This window comes from Streptomyces sp. NPDC104309 (assembly GCF_055584025.1).
On the sequence record NZ_JBVJMV010000021.1, the window covers coordinates 76,125 to 99,479 of the forward strand.

The 23,355-nt window shown below is 70.5% G+C and carries 20 protein-coding genes and 1 pseudogene; 9 read left to right on the forward strand and 12 right to left on the reverse strand.

The features are described 5' to 3' along the window. The first annotated feature begins 124 nt into the window (after positions 1-124). Entirely contained in the window at positions 125-1,291 is a 1,167-nt protein-coding gene (locus ACZ68L_RS27820) for an exonuclease SbcCD subunit D (RefSeq protein ID WP_469581758.1), read from the forward strand. Continuing rightward, on the forward strand, positions 1,288-4,461 hold the full coding sequence (locus tag ACZ68L_RS27825) for an AAA family ATPase (RefSeq protein WP_469581760.1): 3,174 nt from the start codon (positions 1,288-1,290) through the stop codon (positions 4,459-4,461). Before ACZ68L_RS27820 ends, ACZ68L_RS27825 begins: the two co-directional genes overlap by 4 nt. Here the strand turns inward: ACZ68L_RS27825 and ACZ68L_RS27830 are convergent. Continuing rightward, the gene (locus ACZ68L_RS27830) at positions 4,451-4,897 is read right to left on the reverse strand and encodes an Lrp/AsnC family transcriptional regulator (protein WP_469581762.1); all 447 of its coding nucleotides are present in this window, start codon (positions 4,895-4,897) and stop codon (positions 4,451-4,453) included. The two genes, ACZ68L_RS27825 and ACZ68L_RS27830, sit on opposite strands and share 11 nt — an antisense overlap. Before the next feature lie 94 nt (positions 4,898-4,991). Between ACZ68L_RS27830 and ACZ68L_RS27835 the strand changes: the two genes are divergently transcribed. Further along, complete coding sequence (locus tag ACZ68L_RS27835) at positions 4,992-5,477, forward strand: rhodanese-like domain-containing protein (RefSeq protein ID WP_469581765.1); 486 nt, start codon at positions 4,992-4,994, stop codon at positions 5,475-5,477. A 103-nt stretch (positions 5,478-5,580) separates the two neighbouring features. Here ACZ68L_RS27835 and ACZ68L_RS27840 read toward each other — a convergent pair whose 3' ends face one another. Then, entirely contained in the window at positions 5,581-7,266 is a 1,686-nt protein-coding gene (locus ACZ68L_RS27840) for a DUF885 domain-containing protein (protein ID WP_469581768.1), read from the reverse strand. A gap of 48 nt (positions 7,267-7,314) precedes the next feature. Next, a complete protein-coding gene (locus ACZ68L_RS27845) occupies positions 7,315-7,812 on the reverse strand; it encodes an Lrp/AsnC family transcriptional regulator (RefSeq protein ID WP_469581771.1) in 498 nt (165 codons plus the stop codon). Positions 7,813-7,871: 59 nt separating this feature from the next. On the opposite strand from ACZ68L_RS27845, the gene ACZ68L_RS27850 reads away from it, so the two are divergent. Continuing rightward, entirely contained in the window at positions 7,872-9,026 is a 1,155-nt protein-coding gene (locus ACZ68L_RS27850) for a trans-sulfuration enzyme family protein (RefSeq protein ID WP_469581773.1), read from the forward strand. Between the two features lie 237 nt (positions 9,027-9,263). Here ACZ68L_RS27850 and ACZ68L_RS27855 read toward each other — a convergent pair whose 3' ends face one another. The 5 genes and pseudogenes from ACZ68L_RS27855 to ACZ68L_RS27875 all read right to left on the reverse strand — a co-directional run bounded on the left by ACZ68L_RS27855 (position 9,264) and on the right by ACZ68L_RS27875 (position 14,980). Beyond that, complete coding sequence (locus ACZ68L_RS27855; RefSeq protein ID WP_469581902.1) at positions 9,264-10,700, reverse strand: GNAT family N-acetyltransferase; 1,437 nt, start codon at positions 10,698-10,700, stop codon at positions 9,264-9,266. A gap of 457 nt (positions 10,701-11,157) precedes the next feature. Beyond that, on the reverse strand, positions 11,158-12,006 hold the full coding sequence (locus ACZ68L_RS27860) for a hypothetical protein (RefSeq protein WP_469581776.1): 849 nt from the start codon (positions 12,004-12,006) through the stop codon (positions 11,158-11,160). Then, positions 12,005-12,175 (reverse strand): annotated as a pseudogene (locus ACZ68L_RS27865) (SWIM zinc finger family protein); the annotation flags it as partial. The pseudogene ACZ68L_RS27865 and the gene ACZ68L_RS27860, both read right to left, overlap by 2 nt. 95 nt (positions 12,176-12,270) lie before the next feature. Further along, complete coding sequence (locus ACZ68L_RS27870; protein WP_469581779.1) at positions 12,271-13,851, reverse strand: alkaline phosphatase D family protein; 1,581 nt, start codon at positions 13,849-13,851, stop codon at positions 12,271-12,273. Positions 13,852-14,149: 298 nt separating this feature from the next. Then, a complete protein-coding gene (locus ACZ68L_RS27875; RefSeq protein WP_469581781.1) occupies positions 14,150-14,980 on the reverse strand; it encodes an alpha/beta fold hydrolase in 831 nt (276 codons plus the stop codon). Between the two features lie 154 nt (positions 14,981-15,134). Here ACZ68L_RS27875 and ACZ68L_RS27880 point away from each other — a divergent pair, with 154 nt between their 5' ends. Continuing rightward, positions 15,135-16,019, forward strand: a complete 885-nt coding sequence (locus ACZ68L_RS27880) for an RNA polymerase sigma-70 factor (protein ID WP_469581784.1) — start codon at positions 15,135-15,137, stop codon at positions 16,017-16,019. Between the two features lie 307 nt (positions 16,020-16,326). Further along, entirely contained in the window at positions 16,327-17,094 is a 768-nt protein-coding gene (locus ACZ68L_RS27885) for a GntR family transcriptional regulator (RefSeq protein ID WP_469581787.1), read from the forward strand. A 49-nt stretch (positions 17,095-17,143) separates the two neighbouring features. On the opposite strand, the gene ACZ68L_RS27890 is transcribed toward ACZ68L_RS27885, so the two are convergent. The 3 genes from ACZ68L_RS27890 to ACZ68L_RS27900 form a co-directional block, all read right to left on the reverse strand. After that, the gene (locus ACZ68L_RS27890; RefSeq protein ID WP_469581790.1) at positions 17,144-18,301 is read right to left on the reverse strand and encodes an ROK family protein; all 1,158 of its coding nucleotides are present in this window, start codon (positions 18,299-18,301) and stop codon (positions 17,144-17,146) included. 100 nt (positions 18,302-18,401) lie between these two features. Further along, positions 18,402-19,052 (reverse strand): response regulator, encoded by a 651-nt coding sequence (locus tag ACZ68L_RS27895; RefSeq protein WP_469581793.1) that lies wholly within the window; start codon positions 19,050-19,052, stop codon positions 18,402-18,404. A 4-nt stretch (positions 19,053-19,056) separates the two neighbouring features. Then, complete coding sequence (locus tag ACZ68L_RS27900; RefSeq protein ID WP_469581795.1) at positions 19,057-20,229, reverse strand: sensor histidine kinase; 1,173 nt, start codon at positions 20,227-20,229, stop codon at positions 19,057-19,059. 108 nt (positions 20,230-20,337) lie between these two features. On the opposite strand from ACZ68L_RS27900, the gene ACZ68L_RS27905 reads away from it, so the two are divergent. From ACZ68L_RS27905 to ACZ68L_RS27915, 3 genes are all read left to right on the forward strand, one after another. After that, positions 20,338-21,276 (forward strand): ABC transporter ATP-binding protein, encoded by a 939-nt coding sequence (locus tag ACZ68L_RS27905; RefSeq protein ID WP_469581798.1) that lies wholly within the window; start codon positions 20,338-20,340, stop codon positions 21,274-21,276. A gap of 2 nt (positions 21,277-21,278) precedes the next feature. Then, positions 21,279-22,016, forward strand: coding sequence for an ABC transporter permease (locus ACZ68L_RS27910; protein WP_469581800.1), 738 nt, complete (start codon positions 21,279-21,281; stop codon positions 22,014-22,016). 98 nt (positions 22,017-22,114) lie between these two features. After that, positions 22,115-22,552, forward strand: a complete 438-nt coding sequence (locus ACZ68L_RS27915) for a hypothetical protein (protein WP_469581803.1) — start codon at positions 22,115-22,117, stop codon at positions 22,550-22,552. A gap of 231 nt (positions 22,553-22,783) precedes the next feature. Here ACZ68L_RS27915 and mug read toward each other — a convergent pair whose 3' ends face one another. After that, positions 22,784-23,347 (reverse strand): G/U mismatch-specific DNA glycosylase, encoded by a 564-nt coding sequence (mug, locus tag ACZ68L_RS27920; RefSeq protein ID WP_469581806.1) that lies wholly within the window; start codon positions 23,345-23,347, stop codon positions 22,784-22,786. Positions 23,348-23,355 lie beyond the last annotated feature (8 nt).

The following is a 23,355-nucleotide window of genomic DNA, read 5'->3' on the forward strand; positions in this document are numbered from 1 at the left end:
GGGCTCACCGCCGTTGATGTGGCCGATGCGGACAACGAGGTCCGCGCCGGACGGACCGAGCACGGCGCGACAGACCCGGGCCCCGGGGGTGGAGGAAGAGAACAATGCAGGCCGGAGCCGGCTCTTGAGGATTCTGCACACGTCGGACTGGCACCTGGGGCGGTCGTTCCACCGGGTCTCCCTGCTCGAAGCCCAGGCCGCCTACCTGGACCATCTCGTGGCGGCGGTGCGCGCGCACGAGGTGGACGTGGTCCTCGTCGCGGGTGATGTGTACGACAGGGCCGTCCCTCCGCTGTCCGCGGTCGAGCTCTTCGACGACGCGCTGCACCGGCTCGCCGCCGCCGGTGTGCCCACCGTGATGATCTCCGGGAACCACGACTCGGCACGCAGGCTGGGCGTCGGCGCGGGGCTGATCGGGCGGGCCGGAATCCATCTGCGTACCGACCCCGCCCACTGCGCCACCCCTGTCGTCCTGCCCGACGCCCACGGCGATGTGGCGTTCTACGGGCTGCCGTACCTGGAACCGGCCCTGGTGAAGGACGTCTTCAAGGCGGAGCGTGCCGGGCACGAGGCGGTGCTGACCGCCGCCATGGACCGGGTCCGCGCCGACCTCGCGAGCCGCCCCGACACCACCCGGTCCGTGGTGCTCGCCCATGCCTTCGTCGCGGGCGGCGAGCCCAGCGACAGCGAACGCGACATCACCGTCGGCGGGGTGGCCGCCGTGCCCGCCGGAGTCTTCGACGGCGTCGACTACGTCGCACTCGGACACCTGCACGGCTGCCAGACGGTCACCGACCGGGTCCGCTACTCGGGCTCGCCGCTGGCGTACTCCTTCTCCGAGGTCGCCCACCGCAAGACGATGTGGCTGATCGACCTCGACGCCTCGGGCACGATCGCCGCCGAGCGCATCGACTGTCCGGTGCCCCGTCCGCTCGCCAGGCTCAGGGGCCGCCTCGACACCCTCGTCGACGACCCCGCGCTGGAACGGCACCGGGAATCCTGGGTGGAGGCCACCCTCACCGACCCGGTGCGTCCGGTCGAGCCGATGGCCCGCCTCGTCGAGCGGTTCCCGCACACACTCAGCCTCGTCTTCGAACCCGACCGGGCCCCCGACGACCCGCTCGCCTCGTACGCACAGCGCCTCAAGGGGCGCGACGACCAGCAGATCGCGGAGGACTTCGTGGCGCATGTGCGGGGCGGGTCCGCAGCGGATGAGCAGGAGCGCGCGGTACTGCGCGGCGCGTTCGACCACGTACGGGTGGACGACGGCGTGCGCGAGGTGAACCGTTGAGACTCCACCGGCTCACCCTCACCGCCTTCGGACCGTTCGGTGTCACCCAGGACATCGACTTCGACGCCCTCTCCTCGGCCGGGATCTTTCTGCTGCACGGGCCGACCGGAGCCGGCAAGACCTCGGTCCTGGACGCCGTCTGTTACGGCCTGTACGGCGCGGTGCCCGGCGCCCGCCAGAGCCCCGGCACCTCGCTGCGCAGCGACCACGCCCCCGCGGACCTCCCCACCGAGGTCAAGCTGGAACTGACCGTCGGCGGACGGCGCCTCGAAGTCACCCGGCGCCCCGCACAGCCCCGCCCCAAGAAGAAGGGCAGCGGCTTCACGACGGAGAAGGCCCAGAGCTGGCTCCGCGCATACGACCCCGACGACGGCTGGCGGCAGCTGAGCCGCTCGCACCAGGAGATCGGCGAGGAGATCACCCAGCTCATCGGCATGAGCCGGGACCAGTTCTGCCAGGTGGTCCTGCTCCCGCAGGGCGACTTCGCGCGCTTTCTGCGTGCCGATGCCGAGGCGCGCGGCAAACTGCTCGGCAGGCTCTTCGACACCCGCCGTTTCGCCGCCGTCGAGGAGCGCCTGACCGAACTGCGCCGCACTGCCGAAGCACAGGTGCGGGCCGGGGACGAACGCGTTCTCGCGGTTGCCCAGCGGATCGCCCAGGCCGCCGGTCCGGCCGCGCGTGAATCGCCGCTGCCCGACATCCAGCCCGGCGAACCGGGGCTGGCCGACGGCGTGCTGGCGTGGGCCGCCACGGCCCGTAGCGCCGCCCGGGAACGGCTCGACATCGCCGCGGCCGTGCTGACCACGGCCGACGACCGGCGGACGGCCGCCCGACTGGCCCTCGACGCTGAACGCGAACTCGCCGGCCTCCAGCGGCGGTACGAGGAGACGCGGCGCCGCGCCACCGCACTCGAAGCCGGCCGCCCTGACCACGACCGGCACCGGGACCGGCTCGCGCAGGCCCGCGCAGCCGACCTCGTGGCCCCCGCGCTGGAGCTGCGGGACGAGGCCGAGCGCGCCTACCGCACGGTCCGTGAGGCCCGTGACCGCGCTCGTTCGCTGCTGCCCGACACGCTGGCCGACGCCGGTGCCGAACACCTGGCGGAGCTGGAGCGAAAGCTCCGGCAGGAGCTCGGCGGGCTCGACGCCGCACAGCGCGCCGAGCGGCGCGGCGCGGAGATCGATGCCGAGCGGGCCGGACTGGAGCGCCAGGCCCGCGCGGACGACGAACTGATCCACGAGGCGAAGGGCCGGCTGGCCGACTGGGAATCCATCCGGTACGACCTGCGGGCCCGCATCGAGGAGGCCCAGGAGGCGGCGACCCGCGCCGAACACCTCGCCGGCCGCCTGGAGCCGGCCCGCGCACGGCTGGACGCCGCCCGCCGCCGCGACGCGCTCGCCGTCGAGGCGTCGGCCGCCGCCGAGCGGCTTGCCGTGGCCCGTGAGCGGGCCGCAGGCGCCCACGAGTCGTGGCTGGAGCTGCGCGAACGACGACTGCGCGACATCGCGGCGGAGCTGGCCGCCGAGCTGGTGGACGGCGAGGACTGCAAGGTCTGCGGCTCGGCCGAGCACCCCAGGCCCGCACGCGCGGCCGACGGCCATGTCGACCGGGCGACCGAGGAGAGGGCGCTGGACGCCTACCGGCGGGCCGAAGAGGCGCGCACGGAGGCGGACCGGGAGCTGGGGGTCGTACGCGAGAAGCACATGACGGCCCGCGCCGCCGCACAGTCCGTGGTGCCGCAGCCCAGGGACGGCGCCGACGTCGCAGAACCCGCCAGGATTGCCGCTGCCGGTTCGGCCGCGTCCGGGGCGGTGGCCGGAGCCGAGGCGATGGACGACGGTGCGGGCCGTTGTGAGCAGCCCCCTCCGGGTTCGGCCGCCGAGCCCGCCATCGACCCCACGGTCGTCGAGCTCGGCACCCTCGTCGACGATCTGACACGCCGGCATGCCGACGCGCACCGGACGGCGGCCGGTATGCACGCGGCGCGTGAGGCCCTCGCGGTCGCCGAGCGGGAACAGGCCGAGCGTCTTGAGGGTCTGCGGCTGGCCGAGCGCCGGGCTGCGGCCCGCACCTCTCTGCGGGAGGGCCTGGACCGTGAACAGGCTTCGCTGGAGGCGGAGTTGGTGAACGCCCGGGGTGACTGCGGCAGTGTCGCCAAGCATGCCGCCCTGCTGGAGCGCCGGGTCGGTCTGCTGGCCGAGGCCGCCGGGGCGGTACGCGAGGAGGAGACGGCCGCACTGCGAAGCAAGGAGGCCGACGGCCGGCTCGCGGACGCCGCGTTCCGGGCCGGGTTCGCCACCCCGCAGGCCGCTGCCGCCAACCTCCTCACCGATACCGGGCAACGCGAACTCCAGCGTCTCGTCGACGCCTGGCAGTCCGAGTCGGCCGCGGTAGCCGACCGACTGGCCGAGACCGCGACCCGTACCGCCGCGGAGAGCCTCCCGGCCGCGGTGGATGTCGCCGAGGCCGCGTACGACACGGCCGAGAGGCTGCTGCGGGACGCCTCCGCGACGCTGGCCGCCGCACGCGAGCGCTGCGCCGAACTGGGCAGGCTGTCGCGCGCCGTCGCCGACGAGGTGCGCGGGCTCGGTCCGCTGCGCGAGGAGTACGACCGGGTCGCACGGCTGGCCGGGCTCACCGCGGGTACGTCCGCGGACAACGAACGCAAGATGCGGCTGGAGTCGTACGTGCTCGCGGCCCGGCTCGAACAGGTCGCATCGGCCGCCACCGCACGGCTGCAGCGGATGTCCGCCGGCCGCTACACGCTGGTCCACTCCGACGCCCGCACCGGCGGCCGCAGATCGGGCCTCGGCCTGCATGTCGTCGACGCCTGGACCGGACGCGAGCGCGACACGGCGACGCTCTCGGGCGGCGAGACGTTCTTCGCCTCGCTCGCCCTCGCGCTCGGCCTCGCCGATGTCGTCACGGACGAGGCCGGCGGCGTACGGCTGGACACCCTGTTCATCGACGAGGGCTTCGGCAGCCTGGACGACCAGACCCTCGACGAGGTGCTCGACGTACTGGACTCGCTGCGCGAGCGGGACCGCAGCGTCGGCATCGTCAGCCATGTCGCGGATCTGCGCCGCCGCATCCCCGCTCAGCTCGAAGTGGTGAAGGAGCGGCACGGATCGGCGGTACGGCACCGCACACCGGGGGCGGTCAGCGGCTGACGGCACGCCGGGGGAGCGGGGAGGAGTAGACGACGCTCGTGGTCACGGAGCCGAGCGCGCCGATCTTCCCCGAGATCTCCTCCAGATGACGCATCGAGCGGGCGGTGACCTTCAGTACAAAGCAGTCGTCGCCGGTGACATGGTGGGCCTCCACGATCTCCGGAGTCGTACCGAGCAGGTCGTGGAACGGCTTGTAATGGCCGTTCGGGTAGCGCAGCCGTACGAGAGCGAGAATCGGCAGCCCCAGCCGCTCCGGGTCGACCACTGCGGTGTAGCCGCTGATCACCCCGGCCTCCTCCAGTCTGCGCACCCGCTCGGTCACGGCGCTCGGGGACATCGCCACCTCCCGCGCCAGCTCGGCGAACGTCGCACGGCCCGCGCGTTGCAGGACATCGAGGATGCGCCAGTCCGTGGCGTCCGGGGAATACTCGGTCATGCCCGGAAGACAACAGGGAAATCACCGGCGGATCAAGAGTTGTGCCGGGGATCTCGTCTTCCAGGGAAAGGGCACCGACCATAGATTTCTGAGCATGACAACCCAACCCACCACCGCGGCCAACTCCGTCCTCCGTGTCCCGCCGGCCTCCCCGGCCGCGGCAGCCGCCCACTTCGGCGCCTCGCTCGCCTTTCACACCGATGTCTCCGACGTCGAGGCCGCGCTCTCGGCCGACGGCGACCCCGGCTTCGCACTCCTCGACTCGCGCTCCACCGCCTCCTGGGACCAGGGGCACGTCCCCGGCGCCGTCCATCTGCCGACCGCCCTCATCCCGGCACAGGCCCGGAACCTTCTCGACCCGGCCGTGCCCGTGGTCACCTACTGCTGGGGACCCGGCTGCAACGGCGCGGCGCGTGCCGCGCTCGCCCTCGCCGAACTCGGCTACCAGGTCAAGGAGATGCTCGGCGGCTTCGAGTACTGGGTCCGGGAGGGCTTCGAGTTCGAGACCTGGGACGGGCATGCGCGGCGTGACGCCGACCCGCTCACCGCACCGGTCGACTCCGGCGACTGCGGCTGCTGACCGGCCGGACCGGGGAAGTGCCCCCTCCCGCCCGCTCCCGTCCGGGCGTTCCATGGCGGGGGGACGCGCGTGCGGGAGGGGCCGGGAAGGGGCGGGAGCGGAGTCAGAGCCTGGACAGTTCGTCCACGAGGTCGTCGAGCCCGAGCGGCCCCTGCGACAGCGCGGCCATGTGCCAGGCCTTGGCGTCGAACGCGTCACCGTGTGCCTTGCGGGCGTTCTCCCGCCCGAGCAGCCAGGCGCGTTCGCCCAGCTTGTAGCCGATGGCCTGCCCCGGCATCGAGAGATAGCGGGTGAGCTCGCTCTCCACGAAGTCGGCCGGACGGCCGCTGTGGTTGCCGAAGAACTCCTGGGCCAGCTCGGGAGTCCACCTCTCACCGGGGTGGAAGGGGGAGTCCTCGGGGATCTCCATCGCGGCGTGCATGCCGATGTCCACGATCACCCGGCAGGCCCGCATCATCTGCGCGTCCAGATAGCCGAGCCGGCGCTCGGCGTCCGGCAGGAAGCCCAGCTCGTCCATGAGCCGCTCCGCGTACAGCGCCCAGCCTTCCAGGTTGGCGCTGACGCCGCCGATCGACGCCTGGTAGCGGGAGAGGCTGTCGGCGACATGAGTCCACTGGGCGATCTGCAGGTGATGGCCCGGCACGCCTTCGTGATACCAGGTGGAGACCAGGTCGTAGACCGGGAAGCGGGTCTCCCCCATGGTGGGCAGCCAGGTGCGGCCGGGACGTGAGAAGTCCTCGGACGGCCCGGTGTAGTAGGGGGCCGCGGCGCCGCCCGGCGGGGCGATGCGGGACTCCACCTTCCGTACCCTTTCGGCGAGTTCGAAGTGCGTGCCGTCGAGCGCCTCGATCGCCTCGTCCATCAGGCCTTGCAGCCAGGCCTGGACCTCGTCGACACCCTCGATGTGCTTGCCGTGCACATCGAGATGGGCCAGCGCCTCCCAGGGACCGGCGCCGGGCAGGACCTTCTCGGCCTCGGTCCTCATCTCGGCGAGCAGCCGGTGGTACTCGGACCAGCCGTACGCGTACGCCTCGTCGAGATCCAGGTCGGTGCCGTTGAAGTAGCGCGACCAGCGTGCGTACCGCTCACGGCCCACCGTGTCCGGTGCGCCCTCGACCGCGGGGGCGTACACCTCGCGCATCCAGTCGCGCAGTGCCGCGACGGACTCGGTGGCCCGCCGGGCGCCGTCGTCCAGATCGGTACGCAGCGCGGCAGGGCCGGCGGCCGCGAACGCCTGGAAGAAACCCGTTCCGTCGGTGGCGGCCCACTCGTCGAGCTGGTCGATGAAGGTGGCGGTGGCCCGCGGCCCGCCGTACAGCCGGCGTTCCAGACCGAGCGCGAGCGACTCGCGGTAGCCCTCCAGCGCGGCCGGAACGGCGCGCAGCCTGTCCACGACCGCCGCCCAGTCCTCGTCGGTCTCGGTGGGCGTCACCGTGAACACCTCACGGACGCTGTGCGCCGGGGAGGAGATGTTGGAGACCGCGCGCAGCCCCTCGTCGGCTTCGTGGACGGCGAGTTCCGCCGTGAGGCGCTCGCGCAGGAGGCGTCCGCAGCGACGCTCGGCATCGCTGTCCGCGCCGGGCAGCCGCTCGGCGGCGTCGAGCTTCGCCAGGGTGGCGCGGGCGAGTTCGGCCACTGCTTCCTGCCCCGAGGGGGAGAAGTCGGGAAGGCGGCGCGAGCTCTCCGCGACACCGAGATAGGTGCCGGCGATCGGGTCGAGTTCGATGAACGCGTCGACGTAGGCGTCGGCGACTTGGCGGGGCAGCGCGCTGCTGGGAATGTCTGACATGCGGACATCCTCGTACGGCGGAGGCCTCCGCGTCACCATCATCCTGACTCAGGGGCCTGTCCCGGCCGGTCCGACGGTCGGTGGCAGCAGCGGTCCGCACTCCCACTGCTGAAATATCAGGCGGGTCTCGACCCGGGCCACTTCGCGGCGCGAGGTGAATTCGTCCAGCACCAGTCGCTGCAGATCCGCGGTGTCGGTGACCGCGACATGGACCAGGTAGTCGTCCGGCCCGGTCAGATGGAAGAGCGCGCGGGACTCGGGCAGCGACCTGATGCGTTCGACGAACGGCCCGATGAGCTCTCTGCGGTGCGGACGGACCTGCACGGAGAGCAGCGCCTCCAGGCCGCGGCCGAGCCGCGCCGGGTCCAGACGGAGTTGGTGGCCGAGAATGACGCCGGAGCGGCGCAGCCTGGCCACCCGGTCCAGACAGGTCGACGGTGCGACACCGACCTCGGCGGCCAGCTCGCGGTAAGTGGTCCGGGCATCGTTCTGCAGCAGCCGCAGAATGTGCAGATCCACCGGGTCCAGAACGACGGAATCGGCCATCTGTCGAACGTAGCACGGGACATGCGCATGAAGGCCCGATGTTTGTTCAGAGTGGTGTCATGGACACAGAAGCCTCGACGGCGCCCCGGACGACATCCCGGTCCAGGGCGCTGGCCACCGAAGCCGTGCACGCGGGCCGCGACGATCTCGCGGCGCTCGGCCTGCACGCCCCGCCGATCGACCTGTCCACCACGTACCCCTCGTACGACTCCAGGGGTGAGGCCGAGCGGATCGACACCTTCGCCGCCACCGGCGCCAGACTTGAGGGCCCGCCCGTCTACGCGCGACTGGACAATCCGACGACCACCCGTTTCGAGACCGCGCTCGCACGACTCGAAGGCACCGAGAGCGCCGTGTCGTTCGCCAGCGGAATGGCGGCGCTCACCGCTGTCCTGCTGGTCCGGGCGAGCATGGGGCTGCGCCACGTGGTAGCCGTCCGTCCGCTCTACGGCTGTAGCGACCACCTTCTCGGCGCCGGTCTGCTGGGCACCGAAGTGACCTGGACCGACCCGGCGGGCATCGCGGAGGCGATCCGTCCGGACACCGGGCTGGTGATGGTGGAGACGCCCGCCAATCCGACACTTGCCGAGGCCGACATCCGTGCCGTCGCGCACTCCTGCGGCTCCGTGCCGCTGCTCGTCGACAACACTTTCGCCACCCCCGTACTGCAGCGGCCCGTCGAGCACGGCGCACGGATCGTGCTGCACAGCGCGACCAAGTACCTCGGTGGGCACGGCGATGTGATGGGCGGCGTCGTCGCCTGTGACGAGGAGTTCGCGGCCCGGCTGCGGCAGGTGCGCTTCGCCACCGGCGGGGTGCTGCACCCCATGGCGGGGTATCTGCTGCTGCGCGGCCTCGCCACACTTCCGGTGCGGGTACGGGCCGCTTCCGCCAGCGCCGCCGAACTGTCGCGCAGACTGACGGTCGATCCACGCATCGCCCGGGTGCACTATCCGAAGCTGGGCGGGGCGATGGTCTCGTTCGAGGTGTACGGGGATCCACACCAGGTGATTTCGGCCGTACGGCTCATCACACCCGCGGTCAGCCTCGGAAGTGTCGACACCCTGATCCAGCATCCGGCCTCCATCAGCCACCGCATCGTGGACGAGGGGGACCGGCAGGCATCCGGCGTCGGGGACCGGCTGCTGCGCATGTCGGTCGGGCTGGAGGACGTCGAGGACCTGTGGGCCGACCTGTGCCAGGCACTGAGCTGACGGGACGAGACGTATCCGTGGGCGAGCCGTAAGGGACGGGGATTGCGGAAGCGGGCTCTGAGGGGCGGGTCCGGTTCCGGGACCGGGGCCTTCGGACGGAGATTTCGGGTTCGGTGGTCCCGGGTCCGGAGATCTTCGGATCGATGGCCCGGGGTTCGCAGGCGCCGGGTTTGGAGGCCTCGGGGTTCGTAAACCTCGGGTTTGGATGCCTCGGGCCGGAATTCCCGCGTCGGGAGGTCAGCGACCAGCCTGTTCGTACGGTGGCAGCGAACGGACCGGGGCCGCGTCCAGTCGGGCGGTGACGACGAGCGTGCCCTCCTCGATCTGGTAGTCCAGCGGCAGGGACAGCGCCCGCATGGCCGCGGCCATGCCGATGTTGGACGCCTGGGTGACGGCGTACACGCTCTCGCAGCCCGCCTCGATGGCGAGCGCCACCAGACGGCCGAGGAGCTCGGAGCCGATCCCGCGGCGCTGCCACTCGTCCTCCACCAGGAGAGCCACCTCGGTCTCGTCGCCGTCCCAGAGGAGATGGCCGAGGGCGACCAGTCGGCCAGAGGCCGTCTCCACGGCCAGGGTGCGGCCGAACCGGGGACTCAGCAGGTTGTCGAGGTAGCGGTCCGCGTCGTGGACAGGGCCGTGATAGCGCAGCCGCAGCGTCTGCTCGGAGCAGCGGTCGTGCATGGCGCGCGCTGCTTCGAGATCGCTGCGATCCACCCGGCGCACGGTGATCTCGTTGCCCTCGGGGAGGGTCAGTACGTGCTCGCCGCGCGGTACGCGGGGACCGAGCCGGGCATCCAGTTCGACCAGGGCGCGGGCTCGGGCGAATTCGGTCGGCGTGAACGGAAGGTAGGGCCGCTCGACGGTGATGACGCCTCCGGACGGGTCGCGCAGCCGCATCACCGTCTCCTCCAGCACGCCCTCGACGGGCGCCGTCTCACCGGTGGAGCGGCCGGTGATCGAGACTGCGGGCAGCGAGTGGATGGTGCAGCGGCCCAGCAGCTGACGCAGAGCGAGGGGGAGTTCGGCCGCGTCCAGGGCCGTGCGCGTGGCGAGGCCCAGGACGCGGGTCGGAGCGTCCACCAGGTCGTGCGCGTCGGCCCGCTCGATCCACGTCGAGCCACCCCCCGCGGCGGAGATCGTCCGGCTCAGCTGCTGGGCCTGAAGGGATGAGGGCGCACGCAGCAGAAACTCGTCGACGGTGCCCTGCGCCAGCGGGTGCGTCTGCAGGGTGAGGATGTCGATCCGGTGCTGGGCCAGTGCCGTGCACAGCTCGGCCAGACTGCCCGGGGCGTCCCGCACGGTGGTACGCATCCGCCACAGCACCGTGTCCTCGGGGAACCGGGCCCGGCCCGCGGCGGTGGGTGCGGTCACGAGCGTGTTCGCGGCGGGGGTGGTGCGGTGGGACGGGGCCGCGCCGTCGCTGTCGCTGTCCGTGATGGGGTCGACGGCGGTCGGAGGCGGAGCGTGGCTGTGCCGCCGCGCCCACCAGGTGTGGAAAGCGGCTGTCACGGCCAGGGCCACGGCGGAGGCGATCAAGAGATACGGTCCGTCCGGCTGGTGTCCGATCAGGTTGGCGATCGCGTCGGCCACCGCGACCGCGGTGAACAGCGCGGCGAGTTCGGTCACGTCCCGCCGCCAGTGGTGGGAGCGGCGGGCGGACTTGGCGGATGTCACATCAGTCATGCCAGCACTGTGACGGAGCGGTGTTGCCTGACCACGAACGCTTTGTGACTGATGGGTTAAGTGTGGATCTGGTCCTCTATCGTCGGTTTTGGCGGATTATTGTCTTGATCAATTGCGGATCGACCGGTAAGGGGTCCTGCTGGCCGGGGCCGTGCGGCGGGGGTGGGGCCGGGGGCGTGCGGCGGGGGTTACGGCAGCTTCCGTCCGGGCCCGCTTCGAGAAGCATCGCGCCCGGACGGTAGTCATCGGTCGGGACGGCGCTGGTCCGACCCGGTCCGACCCGGTCCGGTTCGGGCGCGACCCATCGGACCCGGGCAGGACCCTGCGGGTTACGCCACGGTGTCCTCGCCGGCCTCGCCTCGCCTGGCCGCGCGGTCACGCCGGGCCGCACCAGCCACGCTGGCCGCACCGGTCACGCCGGTCATGCTGGTCACACCGGCCGCACCGGTCACGCCGATTTCTGTCGGTCCGGAGTCCGACGGTCCTGACCCGTCGGCGCGAAGGTCATCGGTCCGGAGCCTGCCGGTTCGGCTGCCTGCTCCCAGGCCGTCTTCAGGCGCATCGCTTGACGTACCAGCTGCGAGGATCCGCCACGCGCGGCCACTTCGGTGAGGCCGGGTATCGGCTCCGAGCTCAGCGGACCACAGTGCTCCACGCACTCGGCGGCCACGGAGACCAGGTTGCTCAGCCCGCGAGGCGCCTTCTCCTGAGCGAGCAGCCCCGGCAGCACGGGGGCCAGTACGGAGAGCACCATCCGGTATGCGCCCGTGGCGGCCGCGGTACGGGCGGAGTCCGCGAGCCGGTTGGGCTTCACCAGCTTGTGGTCGAGGAGGACTGCCAGGTCCTGGCCGACCGATGCCGCGTCCAGCCGGCCTTGGGTCGCGAGCATCAGCAGGGCGTCCACCGCCGACAACCGGTCCTCCGGATGGCGGGCCCCCAGTCCGTATGCCACGGACAAATGGATGGCCTCGGGGGCGGCCGGCCCGCCGAGTTCGACGAGCCCGGGCAACGGTTCGGTCGTGCCGCGCAATTCGTCCGTCGCGCAGGTCGCTGTGGTCGGCAGCAGCCACGCGGCCAGTGTTTCGCCGTCCTCGGGCAGCGTGGCGAGCCACGTACCCGAGTGGTCGCCCCAGTGGTGACAAACGCGGTGGTCCGGTGAATGCGGATGGCCGAGCCAGTGAAAGGAACGGGGGAACTCCTGCTGGATGACCGGGCGTTCCTCGCTCGCCATCAGGACGCGTCGCGTCCAGTCGGTCGGTTCCCGCAGCGGCCGGCCCTGTGTCGAGGCACTGCCCATCTCCAGATCGAAGCGGAACGCGCGCGGCGATCCTCGGTGAGGTGAGGAACCCGGAGAAGAACCGGGGGTGGGGCTCGGTGCCCCGCGGCGTGAGGCCACCGGCGGTCTCCAGACCGAGGAGCCGCCCGGTCTGCGAGGACTCCAGTGCCGACGGGCGTGAGTAGGCCAATGCCTGAACGGATTCGGGTCATGCAAGAACCGTAGAACCCACCACTGACAATCGGCCCCGGCCCACTGCGCGGGGCCGATCGGCGGTGAGCCGGTTCACTGTCCGACGAGCCCCGGCCGCAACACCTTGCTGAACAGCACGGAACCGCCCTGGGCCCGCAGCCGGACGGTCAACTCGCCGCTGTCGCCGTCGATGTCGACCTCGCCGAAGAACTGCGGGGACTCCATCGGCGACACGTTGGCACGGTCGGGTGCCCGCACGAAGACCTGGTCGGGACCGAACGTCGCATCGAGCGCGTTGGCCGGGAACTGGCCGGCCGCGAGCGGTCCGGACACGAACTCCCAGAACGGCGCGAAGTCCCTGAACGCCGCACGCTCGGGCCCGTAGTGCTGCGCCGATGTGTAGTGCACATCGGCCGTCAGCCAGACCGTGCCGGTGATCCGCCGGTGCTTGATGTGGCGGAGCAGTTCAGCGATCTGGAGTTCACGGCCGAGCGGTGCTCCGGGATCGCCCTGGGCGACCGCTTCGAAGTCCGTGGCGCCGTCTGTGACCACCAGTCCGAGCGGCATGTCCGCGGCGATCACCTTCCACACCGCGCGGGACCGCGACAGCTCGTGCTTGAGCCAGCGGAGCTGCTGGGCGCCGAGGATGCCGGTGGTGTCGTCGGGCTGTCGGCCGGGGGAGTTGGCGTTTCGGAAGGACCGCATGTCGAGGACGAACACGTCGAGCAGCGGTCCGTGCCGCACCACGCGGTGCACCCGGCCCTCGTTCGCCGAGGCACGCAGCGTGGACACCGGGAAGTACTCGCGGAACGCCCGCATGGACCGGGCCGCCAGCAGGTCGACGTTCTTCTCGGTGTAGCGGGGGTCGTCGAGGATCTGCCCGGGATACCAGTTGTTGCGCACCTCGTGGTCGTCCCACTGAATGATCGAGGGCACCTGTGCGTTGAACTCGCGGAGATTGTGGTCGAGCAGGTTGTAGCGGAAGTTTCCGCGGTACTCGGCAAGGGTCTCGGCGACCTTCGACTTCTCAGGGGTGGTGATATTGCGCCAGACACGCCCGTCGGGCAGGGGCACGCTCGGCTCGATCACCCCGTCCGCGTAGATGTTGTCGCCACTGCACAGAAAGAAGTCAGGGTCCAGGCGACGCATCTCGTCGTACACCACATAGCCGCCGATGTCCGGGTTGATGCCCCAGCCCTGGCCGGCGATATCGCCGGACCACAGGAAACGCACCCCGTCCCGGCGGCGGGCGGGCGAGGTCCGGAAGGTTCCGTACACCGGCTCGCCGCTGCGGTGGGGGTCCCCGGGATCCGTGAGCGTCACCCGGTAGTGCACCTGCTCGCCCGGCGGCAGCCCGTAGAGCGGTGTGGTCCCGGTGAAGTCGGTACCGGAACCGACCAGTGGACCGTGCCACGTACGGGACCGGCGGAAGGACTCCGTCGCCGATGTCTCCACGACCATCCGGGCCGGACGGTCCGACCGTACCCAGACCAGCGCGGACGACGCGGTGACGTCGCCGACCTGCACACCCCATGCGGCGCGCGGCCGGCCGGACAGGGCGAGGGCGGGGGCCGCGGCGCCCGCCACGGGAAGTGCGAGCGCGGCCGATGCGGCGAGCGAACCGCGCAGCACACCGCGGCGGTCGAGGGACGGAATACGCGGACGGTACGACATCGAGGCGCCTCCGGGGCAATGATCGGCGGACGACGGGTGGCTGGTCGACCGACCCCACCTTCGTGCCCGTCGACGGCGCACACACCAACCTCAGATGAACACCCGGCCGCGGCCCCGACCGATGTCCTGTCCTTCCGCATCCCGCTGGGCCGCTGCCGGCGGCCGGACAGCCGGTGCGATGTCCTGGCGATGGATGCGCGTAGTGGACGTCATGGAAGTGGGCCCCGGACCGGGCCACCCGGCTGCCCGTCGGCGTTCCTCGCACGGCGCGGCTCGGACATGCGGCGGGGGCGCCGATTCAGCGGCTGGTGTCGAGAACCACGCGGGCCACGAGCGCCGGGTCGTCGTTCATCGGAACATGTCCGCAACCCGGCAGTCGGACCAGTCGCGCGCCGGGAATGGTGTGCTTGGCCCTGATTCCCTGACGGCGCAGCAGAATCCGATCCCGGCTGCCCCAGGCGATGGTCACGGGCAGCCCCGGCACATCGTCGGTGAACGAGACAGTCCGCCCGACGACAAGTGTCTGACGGAAACCGGTCGCCTCACGCAGGGCGACGGTCTCGGCGACCACCGCGCCGGGTGAACGGCGGCCGGGCCGGGCGTAGATGGTGCTGGTCAGGGCCGCGCGTCCGGCCGAACTGCGAGAGAGCCGTTCGATCACCGGCATTGGCATCGACAGTGCGCCCTGCCGCATCGCCCGCAGCGTTCCGAACGCATAGCGGCGCTCGCTCTCCGTCCAGAACCCGGCGGGCGACAGAGCCGTCACCGACCGCACGAGCTTCTGCCTGCCCAACTCCAGCGCCAGCAGCCCGCCGAGCGAATTGCCCGCGACGTGGGGCCGGTCCAGACCGACTGTCTCGCAGAACGCCCCGAGCACGGGGACCACGCTCGCCAGATCGTAGGGAACGGCGCCGGGCAGCCCCGGGGAGGCGCCGAAGCCCGGTAGGTCCACGGCAACCACATCCCGTTCCGCGGTCAGGGCGGACAGCACCGGATCCCAGGCCTGACGGTGGTGGCCGATCCCGTGCAGCAGGAGCAACGGCTCTCCGGAGCCACTCCGTCCATACGCCACGGACACGGTCCGGGGCCCTCGCGGCGAGTCGACGCTGAACGAGACCGTGGTGGCCATGCTGGTGCTCCCGGGGTGATCCGGCATGAATGAGCCATGCCTGAGGGCGACTTAGACGTCTCGTCAATAACAATTACCGCTCGGTAGCTTGCAGTTCAAGGGGGCTGGGCGATTCGTGCTGGACAGGGTGCGACGCGTCGGCTGGGATGGAGGGGTGACAGGCGATACTGCGACCGACGTCTTTGAGGGCCACCGTCCCGTGCTCACCGGGGTCGCCTACCGCATGCTGGGTGGGATCGCCGACGCCGAGGATGTGGTGCAGGAGGCGTGGCTGCGCTGGTCGTCCGCCTCGCGCGAGGGCGTACGGGAGCCGCGCGCCTTCCTTGTGAGGGTCGTCACCCGCCTGGCCATCGACCGACTGCGGCAGGTGCAGTCGCGGCGTGAGTCGTACGTCGGGCCGTGGCTGCCGGAGCCTCTCGTCACCGACTTCGGCCCGGCCGTACCCGATACCGCGGAACGGGCCGTTCTCGCCGACTCCGTATCGGTCGCCGTGCTGGTCGTTCTCGAATCGCTGTCACCATTGGAACGGGCCGTCTTCGTCCTGCGCGAGGCATTCGGCTTCCCGTACGCCGAGATCGCCGCCGCCCTGGATCGGTCCGAGACGGCGGTGCGCCAGCTCGCGGGACGTGCGCGGCGCCACGTCGAGGAGCGCAAACCGCGTTACGACGTCGACCCGGCCCGGCGCCGTGACCTCACGGAGCGGTTCCTCGCCGCGGCGGCGGGTGGCGACATCAAGGAGCTGCTGGCGCTGCTGGCACCTGATGTGCGGCTCGTCGGGGACAGCGGCGGAAAATCCAAGGGGCCGCTGCGGATCATCGAGAGTGCCGACAAGGTCGGCCGCTTCCTGTTCGCCGTCGCCCAGGATCAGCTCCCGGACCTCGGCTTCCGGTTCCTGGAGCTCAATGGCGGGCCGGGCCTCCTGCTGCTCTCAGGTGGAAAGCCCGACTCTGTCTTCCAGGTGGACATCAGGAACGGACTCATTCAGTCCGTATATGTCGTGCGCAACCCCGACAAGCTCGTCGGTCTGGCCGCAGAGTAGCCGGATTCCCCGGCCTTTCGGCGCGCTCGCAATCGGCGCGATTTCCTCCGGTTCGCCGGCAGGAATACCTGCCGCCTCCTGCCCGGAGCCCCGCCTCCCGTCCCGTCGTGACGCGTTGTGCTGCGGGCGGCTCACGGCACCACGAACGTCCTGTGAACGCTCTGCGGCAGAGGCCCGTTTCGCTGCGTGACCGATGGAGGATTGGTCTTGACCAAGGGGGTGTCCCGTCCTATGGTCTCAACGTTAAGACAGGAACCTTTAATAAATAACGTCGCGGAAAAGCCGCTGGGCGATTGCGGAGGACAGGGTGGGGACCACGCAGCTGGAAACGGTGCAGGAGCCGAAGTACTGGCACCTCAAGACCGTGCTCAGTGAGGCACTCGACTCGGACTTTGCGGTGGGCGAGATCCTGCCCAACGAGCGCGAGCTCGCCGCCCGGTTCGGTGTCGCCCGAGCCACGCTCCGGCAGGCTCTGGAGCAGCTCGAACTCGAAGGCAGGCTCCAGCGTCGCCGCGGCGTCGGGACCACCGTCGCCCCGCCGCGCGTGGGGGTCGCGGTCTCCACGGCACAACGGGACTGGTCCGGTGGCGGCACCGGCGAGACATGGCAGCCCGTGGACTGCACGACAGCGCTCGCACCGGCGTCGGTGGCGGCGGTGCTCGACGTGGACCCCGACGAGCCGGTGCACATCGTCCGCAGGATCCGGGTCACTCACGGACAGGCCGTCGCGGCGGAACTCCTGTACGTCCCGTCGTCGTCCGTGCCCGACCTCTCCGCGATCGACGCCCCCTCCGGCCCTGCCCGGGCCCGCAGCGTCCTGCGTGAACTGCACCGTCTCGGACTCGACGGCCAGGACCGTTCGGTGGAGCTCGGCTCGGCGCGCGTGGACGACGCCAAGGAGCTGGACCGGCTTCCCGGCGCCCCCGTGCTCGTCGTCACCACCCGCTACCTCGTGGCCGGTGGCACGGCAGCACTCTCCGTCGCCACCTACCGGGCCGACACGTGCCGGCTCACCTTCGGTGATTCGGGCGACCTGGAGATCAGCCATCACAACGAGGAGCGCCAGGCCTCCTGAGCCCTGCCGGCTCCACCTGTCCGCGATGTACACGTACGGCCCGTCGCACTCAGCGGCGGGCCGTCACCGTGCCCTCCACCGCGAAGAGCTGCTCCTCGACATGGCCGAGAGCCAGCCGCAGGGCGCCCGTGGCCACAGCCGCCTCGCCGAGCAGCGACAACGTGACCCGGGGCGGCCGAAGACAGTACCGGGCCAGCTCATGGCGGAGCGGGTCCAGGACGCCGTCCAACCCCGCGGCCCAACCGCCGATCACCACCAGCTCCGGGTCCAGCGCCAGCGCCAGCGCCGCGACATCGTGCACCAGACGCTGGATGAACCGCTCGACCGCGGCCTGAGCCCGGACATCGCCACGCCGTGCCTCCGCGAACACGGTGGCAACCGCGGGCTCGTCCAGCGGGTCCAGTGGGGTGTCCGTCGTGGACAGAAGCTTTTCGGGTGTCGCCTCACGGCCGAGGAGGTGCAGGGCGCCGATCTCACCCGCCGCCCCACCGAAACCACGGTGCAGCCGTCCGCCGATGAGGGAACCGGCCCCCGGGCTCAGCCCCGCCAGGACGAACACGATGTCGTCGGACTCGGTGGCCGCCCCCTTCCAGTGCTCCGCGACCGCCGCGGCATTGGCGTCGTTCTCCACGAGGACAGGGCAGCGGAAGGAGCGTCTCAGCCGCTCACCCAGTGCCAGACCCGTCCAGCCCGGCAGCGCGGTGCCCAGCCGGACCGTCCCGTCGGCCTCCACGATGCCCGGACTGCCGACCCCGACCGCACGCAGACTGCTCCGGGCCACACCGGTCCGCCGCAGCACATCGGCGACCACGGCCCTGACCTTGTCGAGCCGGTCGTTGGTGCAGGCCGTCTCCGACACCTCGCGTGAGCCCGCCCCGATGATCCGGCCGTCCAGGCCCGACAGCAGAGCGGAGATCCGATGCGGTCCGATCTCGATACCGAGCAGATGCCCTGCCTCGGCACGGAAGCGGAACCGGCGGGCCGGCCGCCCCTGACGTCGCGTCCCACCGTCGTCGGGAACCGACTCGACGACCAGTCCGGCCTCGAAGAGCCCCTCCATGACGCCCTCGACCGTGGGTCGGGACAGACCGGTGATCCGGGTGAGATCCGTGAGGGTCGGGGAGTCGGCGCCCCGGAGGGCGTGCAGAACCACCGCGGAATTGATCCGTCGCAGCAGCGACGGATCCCCACCGGTCAGCCGGCCCACGGTGTGTCCTCCCAGCTCGTGCGCATGTCAGCGGGATCGTACTCGCTGCCCGGGTGCAGGGCGACTGCGGGCGGGTACGGGCACGCGGAGGCGACGGTGATCAGCTCGGAGCGACGAAGCCGGACTCGTACGCGGCGATCACCGCTTGGGTACGATCCCTCGCACCCAACTTTGCGAGTACGGCGCTGACATGGGTCTTCACCGTCTCGACACCGATCACGAGCTTCGTGGCGATCTCCGCATTCGACAGTCCGCGGGCCATCAGCCGCAGCACGGCAGCCTCCCGCTCGGTGAGCGAAGCCCGTTCCATGGCGGCCCGTGCCTTGCTCGTTCCGTACTCCGCGGCAAGTTGCCGGACCGCCGCGGGGAACAACAACGACTCGCCCTCCGCGACCAGTCGCACCGCATGCACGATCTCGGCGGGGCGGGCACGTTTGAGGAGAAAGCCGTCCGCTCCGGCCCTGAGCGCCTCGTACACGTACTCATCGTTTTCGAAGGTGGTGACCACCAGGATCTTCGGCGGATCCGGTACGGTCCGCAGCACCACCCGGGTCGCCTCGATGCCATCCATCAGCGGCATCCTGACATCCATGGCCACTACATCGGGGCGTAGCCGACGCAGCAACGGGATCACCGCGGCACCGTCGCCCGCCTCGCCCACCACTTCGATATCGGGCTGGGCCTCAAGCACCGCACGCAGCCCCGCGCGGACGAGAGGCTCGTCGTCGACCAGAAGAACGGTAACCGGCATCCGGTCAGCCTAGGCCGTTCAACGGAAGACTTGCGTGCACTCTCCATTCGCCGTCGTACGGACCTGTCTTGGCGTTCCCGCCCAGCAGCGCGGCACGCTCGCGGATGCCCCGCAGCCCGCTCCCACCGCCCGGCGCACCCAGAGAATCAGTGAGTGGATTGGTCACCTCCATCTCCAGCCGGCCGTTCGTGACGCTGATCCGCACCCGGACGGGAACCGCGCCGGAGTGACGGAGCACATTGGTGAGGGATTCCTGAAGGATGCGGTACCCCTCGCGGGAGACAGCTCCCGGAACCTGCTCCAGCGGACCGGAAACGCTCGCATCGATCTTCGCCCCCGAACCGCGCGCGGAGTCCAGGAGCCGGTCCGCTTCCGCGAGCGTCGGCCGCTGCCCCACCGGTGTTCCCGATTCGCGCAGTACCCGCAGAACCCGCTCCAGATCGTCGAGTGCGTCCCTTCCGGTCTCCTCGATCGCGGCCAGTGCCCGCTCGGTGAAATCCGGATCGTTGGCCGCGCGGGCCGCGCCCGCCTGTACGACCGCGACCGTCAACGCGTGCCCGATCGAGTCATGCAGTTCCCGTGCGATGCGATTGCGCTCCAGCAACTGCTCGGTGCGCTCCTCCAGAGCGGTCAACCGCTGCACCGGCGAGGGACCGAGGAGTCGACGGGCGGTCGCAGTGATCAGCTCTCCGCTCGCCGCGACCACGGCAAGCAGCACCAGGATGGGCAGAGGTGCCAACAGGGCGTACCACCAGTGCGGCTCCACTCCGCGGACCAGCCATTCGCCGCTCGGGCCTGCGCCCGCTGCGGTGAGGACGAGGTCAGCTGCGGTCGCCGGCAGCCACACCGTTGCGAGCCCCATGCCGACGCAGAGCAGCAGTCGTATCTCCAGCCACAACACGGTTCGCCAGCGATCCGTCCAAGTGGCGGCAGCGCTTGTGGAGATCGCCGCGTGAGGGTTGCCCCGCTCCGCAGGTGTGAGCAGGAGCTGTGCCTGAACACCCTCGGCCAGCCGCATGGCGGGCAACAATCCCACTGGCACAGCGAAGACCATGGGCGCCCACGGTGTGTCCGGGGAGATGAACAGCCACACGCTGCAGACCGCCCCCGGGATGAGGAGATGCAGCCACCGGCTGTAGGTGGCAGAGGTGGCCAGTGGGCGGAGAAGGCGGAACATGCTGCCATCGTGTCAGTCCGCCCGGCCCGGGCGGCTCCCCCGAGCGGGGGAGATGATCCCCACCTCCGGGGGAGGCCAGGCACCGGGCGCGACAGCGAGGCTGAGGACATGACCAGCATCGACGTCCATGAGCTCACAAAGGAATACGGCATGACCCGCGCCGTGGACTGCCTCACATTCAGCGTGCGACCCGGCCGCGTCACCGGCTTTCTCGGCCCGAACGGTGCCGGGAAGTCCACCACCATGCGACTCGTTCTCGGCCTGGACCGGCCCACCGGCGGCACCGCCACGATCGGCGGACAGCCCTACGCCACACTCGACGATCCGCTGCGTCGGGTGGGCGCCCTACTCGATGCCCAGGCCGCCCATGGCTCGCGGACCGCGCGGAACCACTTGCTGGCCCTTGCAGTCAGCAACGGCATGGGTGCGCGCAGAGTGGAAAAAGTGCTTGAGGAGGCAGGCCTCGGCGCGGTCGGCGGAACGCGCATCAAGACGTTCTCACTCGGTATGCGGCAGCGGCTGGGCATAGCGGCCGCCCTGCTCGGTGACCCGGAGATCGTGATGCTGGACGAGCCGTCGAACGGGCTGGATCCGGAAGGCATCATCTGGATCCGCGAGCTGATGAAGCGGCTCGCCCGAGAGGGGCGCACGGTCCTGGTCTCCAGCCATCTGATGAACGAGACGTCATCGTTCGCCGACCACCTGGTGGTCCTCGGCCGGGGCCGGCTCCTCGCCGACCTGTCGATGCAGGATTTCCTCGACTCCCGCAGCCGGCCCCGAGTACGGGTGCGAACGACCGAGTCCACTCGGCTGCGTGATGTCCTGATCCGCAAGGGATATGAGCCCGCGCAGGGCGACGACGGCCGTTGGAGCATCGAGGGCGCCAGGGCCGGGGAGATCGGTGCGATAGCCGCCGCCGAAGGTATTGCCGTCCTTGAACTCATCGACGAACAGGCCACGTTGGAACAGGCCTACCTCGACCTCACCTCCGGCGCCATGGAATTCGCGTCCGCGGGGACCTCATCCACCAACCGTCAGGAGGCCTGACCATGTCGACCACCGCAGTGCTGCGTTCCGAGTGGATCAAGATCAGATCGGTGCGGTCCGTCGCCGGATCCTTGATAGCGGTCCCGCTCGTGACGCTTGCCATCACGGTGCTCGCATTCGCCACCGTCGGCCAGGCAGAGGCGGACAACGCGGACGCCGAGCCGCTCTTCAACGCCTTCTACGCATTGAACTTCGGCCAGATCGCGGCCATCAGCTTCGGGGCAACTGCGATCTCTTCCGAGTACCTCAACGGTGCCCTGAGGACCTCGCTCGCCGCCGTGCCCAGCCGCAATCTCTTCTACGCGGCCAAGATGGCTCTCGTCGGTGCGCCGGCACTCGTCGTCGGCCTTGTCGCCAGCTTCAGCGCCTTCCTGGTGGGACAGATGTTCATGGGGGAGTACGCGATCGGTCTGGGGGAGCCGGGTGCCCTGCGGGCGGCCTTCGGCGGAGGGATTTATCTGGCCCTGATGGCCCTGTTCGCAGCCGGATTGACGGTGCTGCTCCGCAGCACCGTGGCCGTGCTCAGCCTGCTCATTCCGTTCATCCTCATCGTCTCCTTCGTGATTGGAGACGTCGCAGGTGGCGCGGCACAGTATCTGCCCGACCGGGCAGGACAGTTGGTGCTCCACCAGAACCCAGAGGGCAGTCTCGGACCGTGGAGCGGACTCGCGGTGGCAGCGGCGTGGGCAGTGGCTGCACTGCTGGCAGGCTGGTGGGCGATCCGGCGCAGGGACGCATAGCCCGCTGCCACATCCTCAAGGCGTAGCAAGACGGCTGAAAGCCCCTCAAAGCTCATGACGCGGAGCGGCTTGTCAGTGCTGGGAGGTTTACTGACGGCATGACCACCGCACTTCACCTCCGTCTCATCGACGGGATGCGCACCCGGGACTTTCCCGCGGAGCGCATCCGGTCAGGATCGGGAGTCAGTGGGCCCGGTTATCACACAGCGTCCTTGCACGCGGACATCGAGCACTGGAACGACGACGAGGTAGGGCGACTGGCGCATCGGGCCCAGTGCCTCGCGGAGCATGACGCGCTGCTGACGCTGCTCACCGTCTGCTGGGGGGAGCCCCAGACGATCAGTCTGTGGAGTGCGCAGGAGCGGATGATGGCCGGTGAGGAGATTCCGGAGGCGTGGGCCGAGACGATTGCGGGCTGCGAGTACCTCCAGCTCTGGCGGATCGAGGACCGATGGGTTGCCATGGGTCTCTACCTGGAGGAGGAAGGCCCCGGTTGCGAGCTGAGCGTTGTGGTGACGGAGATCGATCCGCCGTGACATGAGCAGACTGCTGCCCGCTGAGACAGAACGCGGCAGCCGTCCACTGCGTCCGGTTCGGGTGTCCGCCACCTGCGGACGGGCCCCTGTCACCAACTTTCCGCGACGGCCAACTTTCCGCGACAGCCCCGCCGCCGCTTGCCGTGATGGGCCAGGCATCAGCCCTCTGCCAGTGTCACAACCACAAACAGACGGCCACCGGCGCGAAACCGCCGTGCAGGCGCTCGGGCGTCAGGTTCCTTCGGTGGTGCTGATGCCGCCGCATTCGACAGAGGCGCGGAGGCGTCCGTACTCCTCCGCCATCGTCTGGACGGTCCAGTGGGCATTCAGACCGCTGGGGTTGGGGAGGACCCAGACACGGGTGCCGGCGATCACGTGGTCCTGTGAACCGATCCGGGCGGTTCGCCTGCCGAAGGCCGTGCGGTACGCGGTGACCCCCACGACCGCCAGCCACTGCGGCTTCAACTCCTCGACCTTGGCCGCGAGGATCTGTCCGCCCTCGCGGAACTCGTCGGCGGACAGTTCGTCCGCTCGTGCGGTTGCGCGGGCGACGACGTTGGTGATGCCCAGGCCGTATCGAAGCAGTTCGGTCTGCTCTGCCGGCTTCAGCTGCCGTGAGGTGAAGCCGGACCGGTGGAGTACGGGCCAGAAGCGATTGCCGGGGTGGGCGAAGTGGTGGCCGGTCGCCCCGGTCATCAGGCTTGGGTTGATCCCGCAGAACAGCACACGCAGGCCGCCCGCGACCACATCGGGAACGGTGCGGTCACGGGCGGCTCGGAGCTCTTCGGAGGTCATCCGGCTAT

Coding starts and splice junctions, on each gene's coding strand:
- ACZ68L_RS27830 (WP_469581762.1), bottom strand. CDS start 4,897: ATGACCGAGTATTCCCCGGACGCCACGGACTGGCGCATCCTCGATGTC.
- ACZ68L_RS27835 (WP_469581765.1), top strand. CDS start 4,992: ATGACAACCCAACCCACCACCGCGGCCAACTCCGTCCTCCGTGTCCCG.
- ACZ68L_RS27840 (WP_469581768.1), bottom strand. CDS start 7,266: ATGTCAGACATTCCCAGCAGCGCGCTGCCCCGCCAAGTCGCCGACGCC.
- ACZ68L_RS27845 (WP_469581771.1), bottom strand. CDS start 7,812: ATGGCCGATTCCGTCGTTCTGGACCCGGTGGATCTGCACATTCTGCGG.
- ACZ68L_RS27850 (WP_469581773.1), top strand. CDS start 7,872: ATGGACACAGAAGCCTCGACGGCGCCCCGGACGACATCCCGGTCCAGG.
- ACZ68L_RS27860 (WP_469581776.1), bottom strand. CDS start 12,006: ATGGGCAGTGCCTCGACACAGGGCCGGCCGCTGCGGGAACCGACCGAC.
- ACZ68L_RS27870 (WP_469581779.1), bottom strand. CDS start 13,851: ATGTCGTACCGTCCGCGTATTCCGTCCCTCGACCGCCGCGGTGTGCTG.
- ACZ68L_RS27875 (WP_469581781.1), bottom strand. CDS start 14,980: ATGGCCACCACGGTCTCGTTCAGCGTCGACTCGCCGCGAGGGCCCCGG.
- ACZ68L_RS27895 (WP_469581793.1), bottom strand. CDS start 19,052: ATGCCGGTTACCGTTCTTCTGGTCGACGACGAGCCTCTCGTCCGCGCG.
- ACZ68L_RS27900 (WP_469581795.1), bottom strand. CDS start 20,229: ATGTTCCGCCTTCTCCGCCCACTGGCCACCTCTGCCACCTACAGCCGG.
- ACZ68L_RS27905 (WP_469581798.1), top strand. CDS start 20,338: ATGACCAGCATCGACGTCCATGAGCTCACAAAGGAATACGGCATGACC.
- ACZ68L_RS27910 (WP_469581800.1), top strand. CDS start 21,279: ATGTCGACCACCGCAGTGCTGCGTTCCGAGTGGATCAAGATCAGATCG.
- ACZ68L_RS27915 (WP_469581803.1), top strand. CDS start 22,115: ATGACCACCGCACTTCACCTCCGTCTCATCGACGGGATGCGCACCCGG.
- mug (WP_469581806.1), bottom strand. CDS start 23,347: ATGACCTCCGAAGAGCTCCGAGCCGCCCGTGACCGCACCGTTCCCGAT.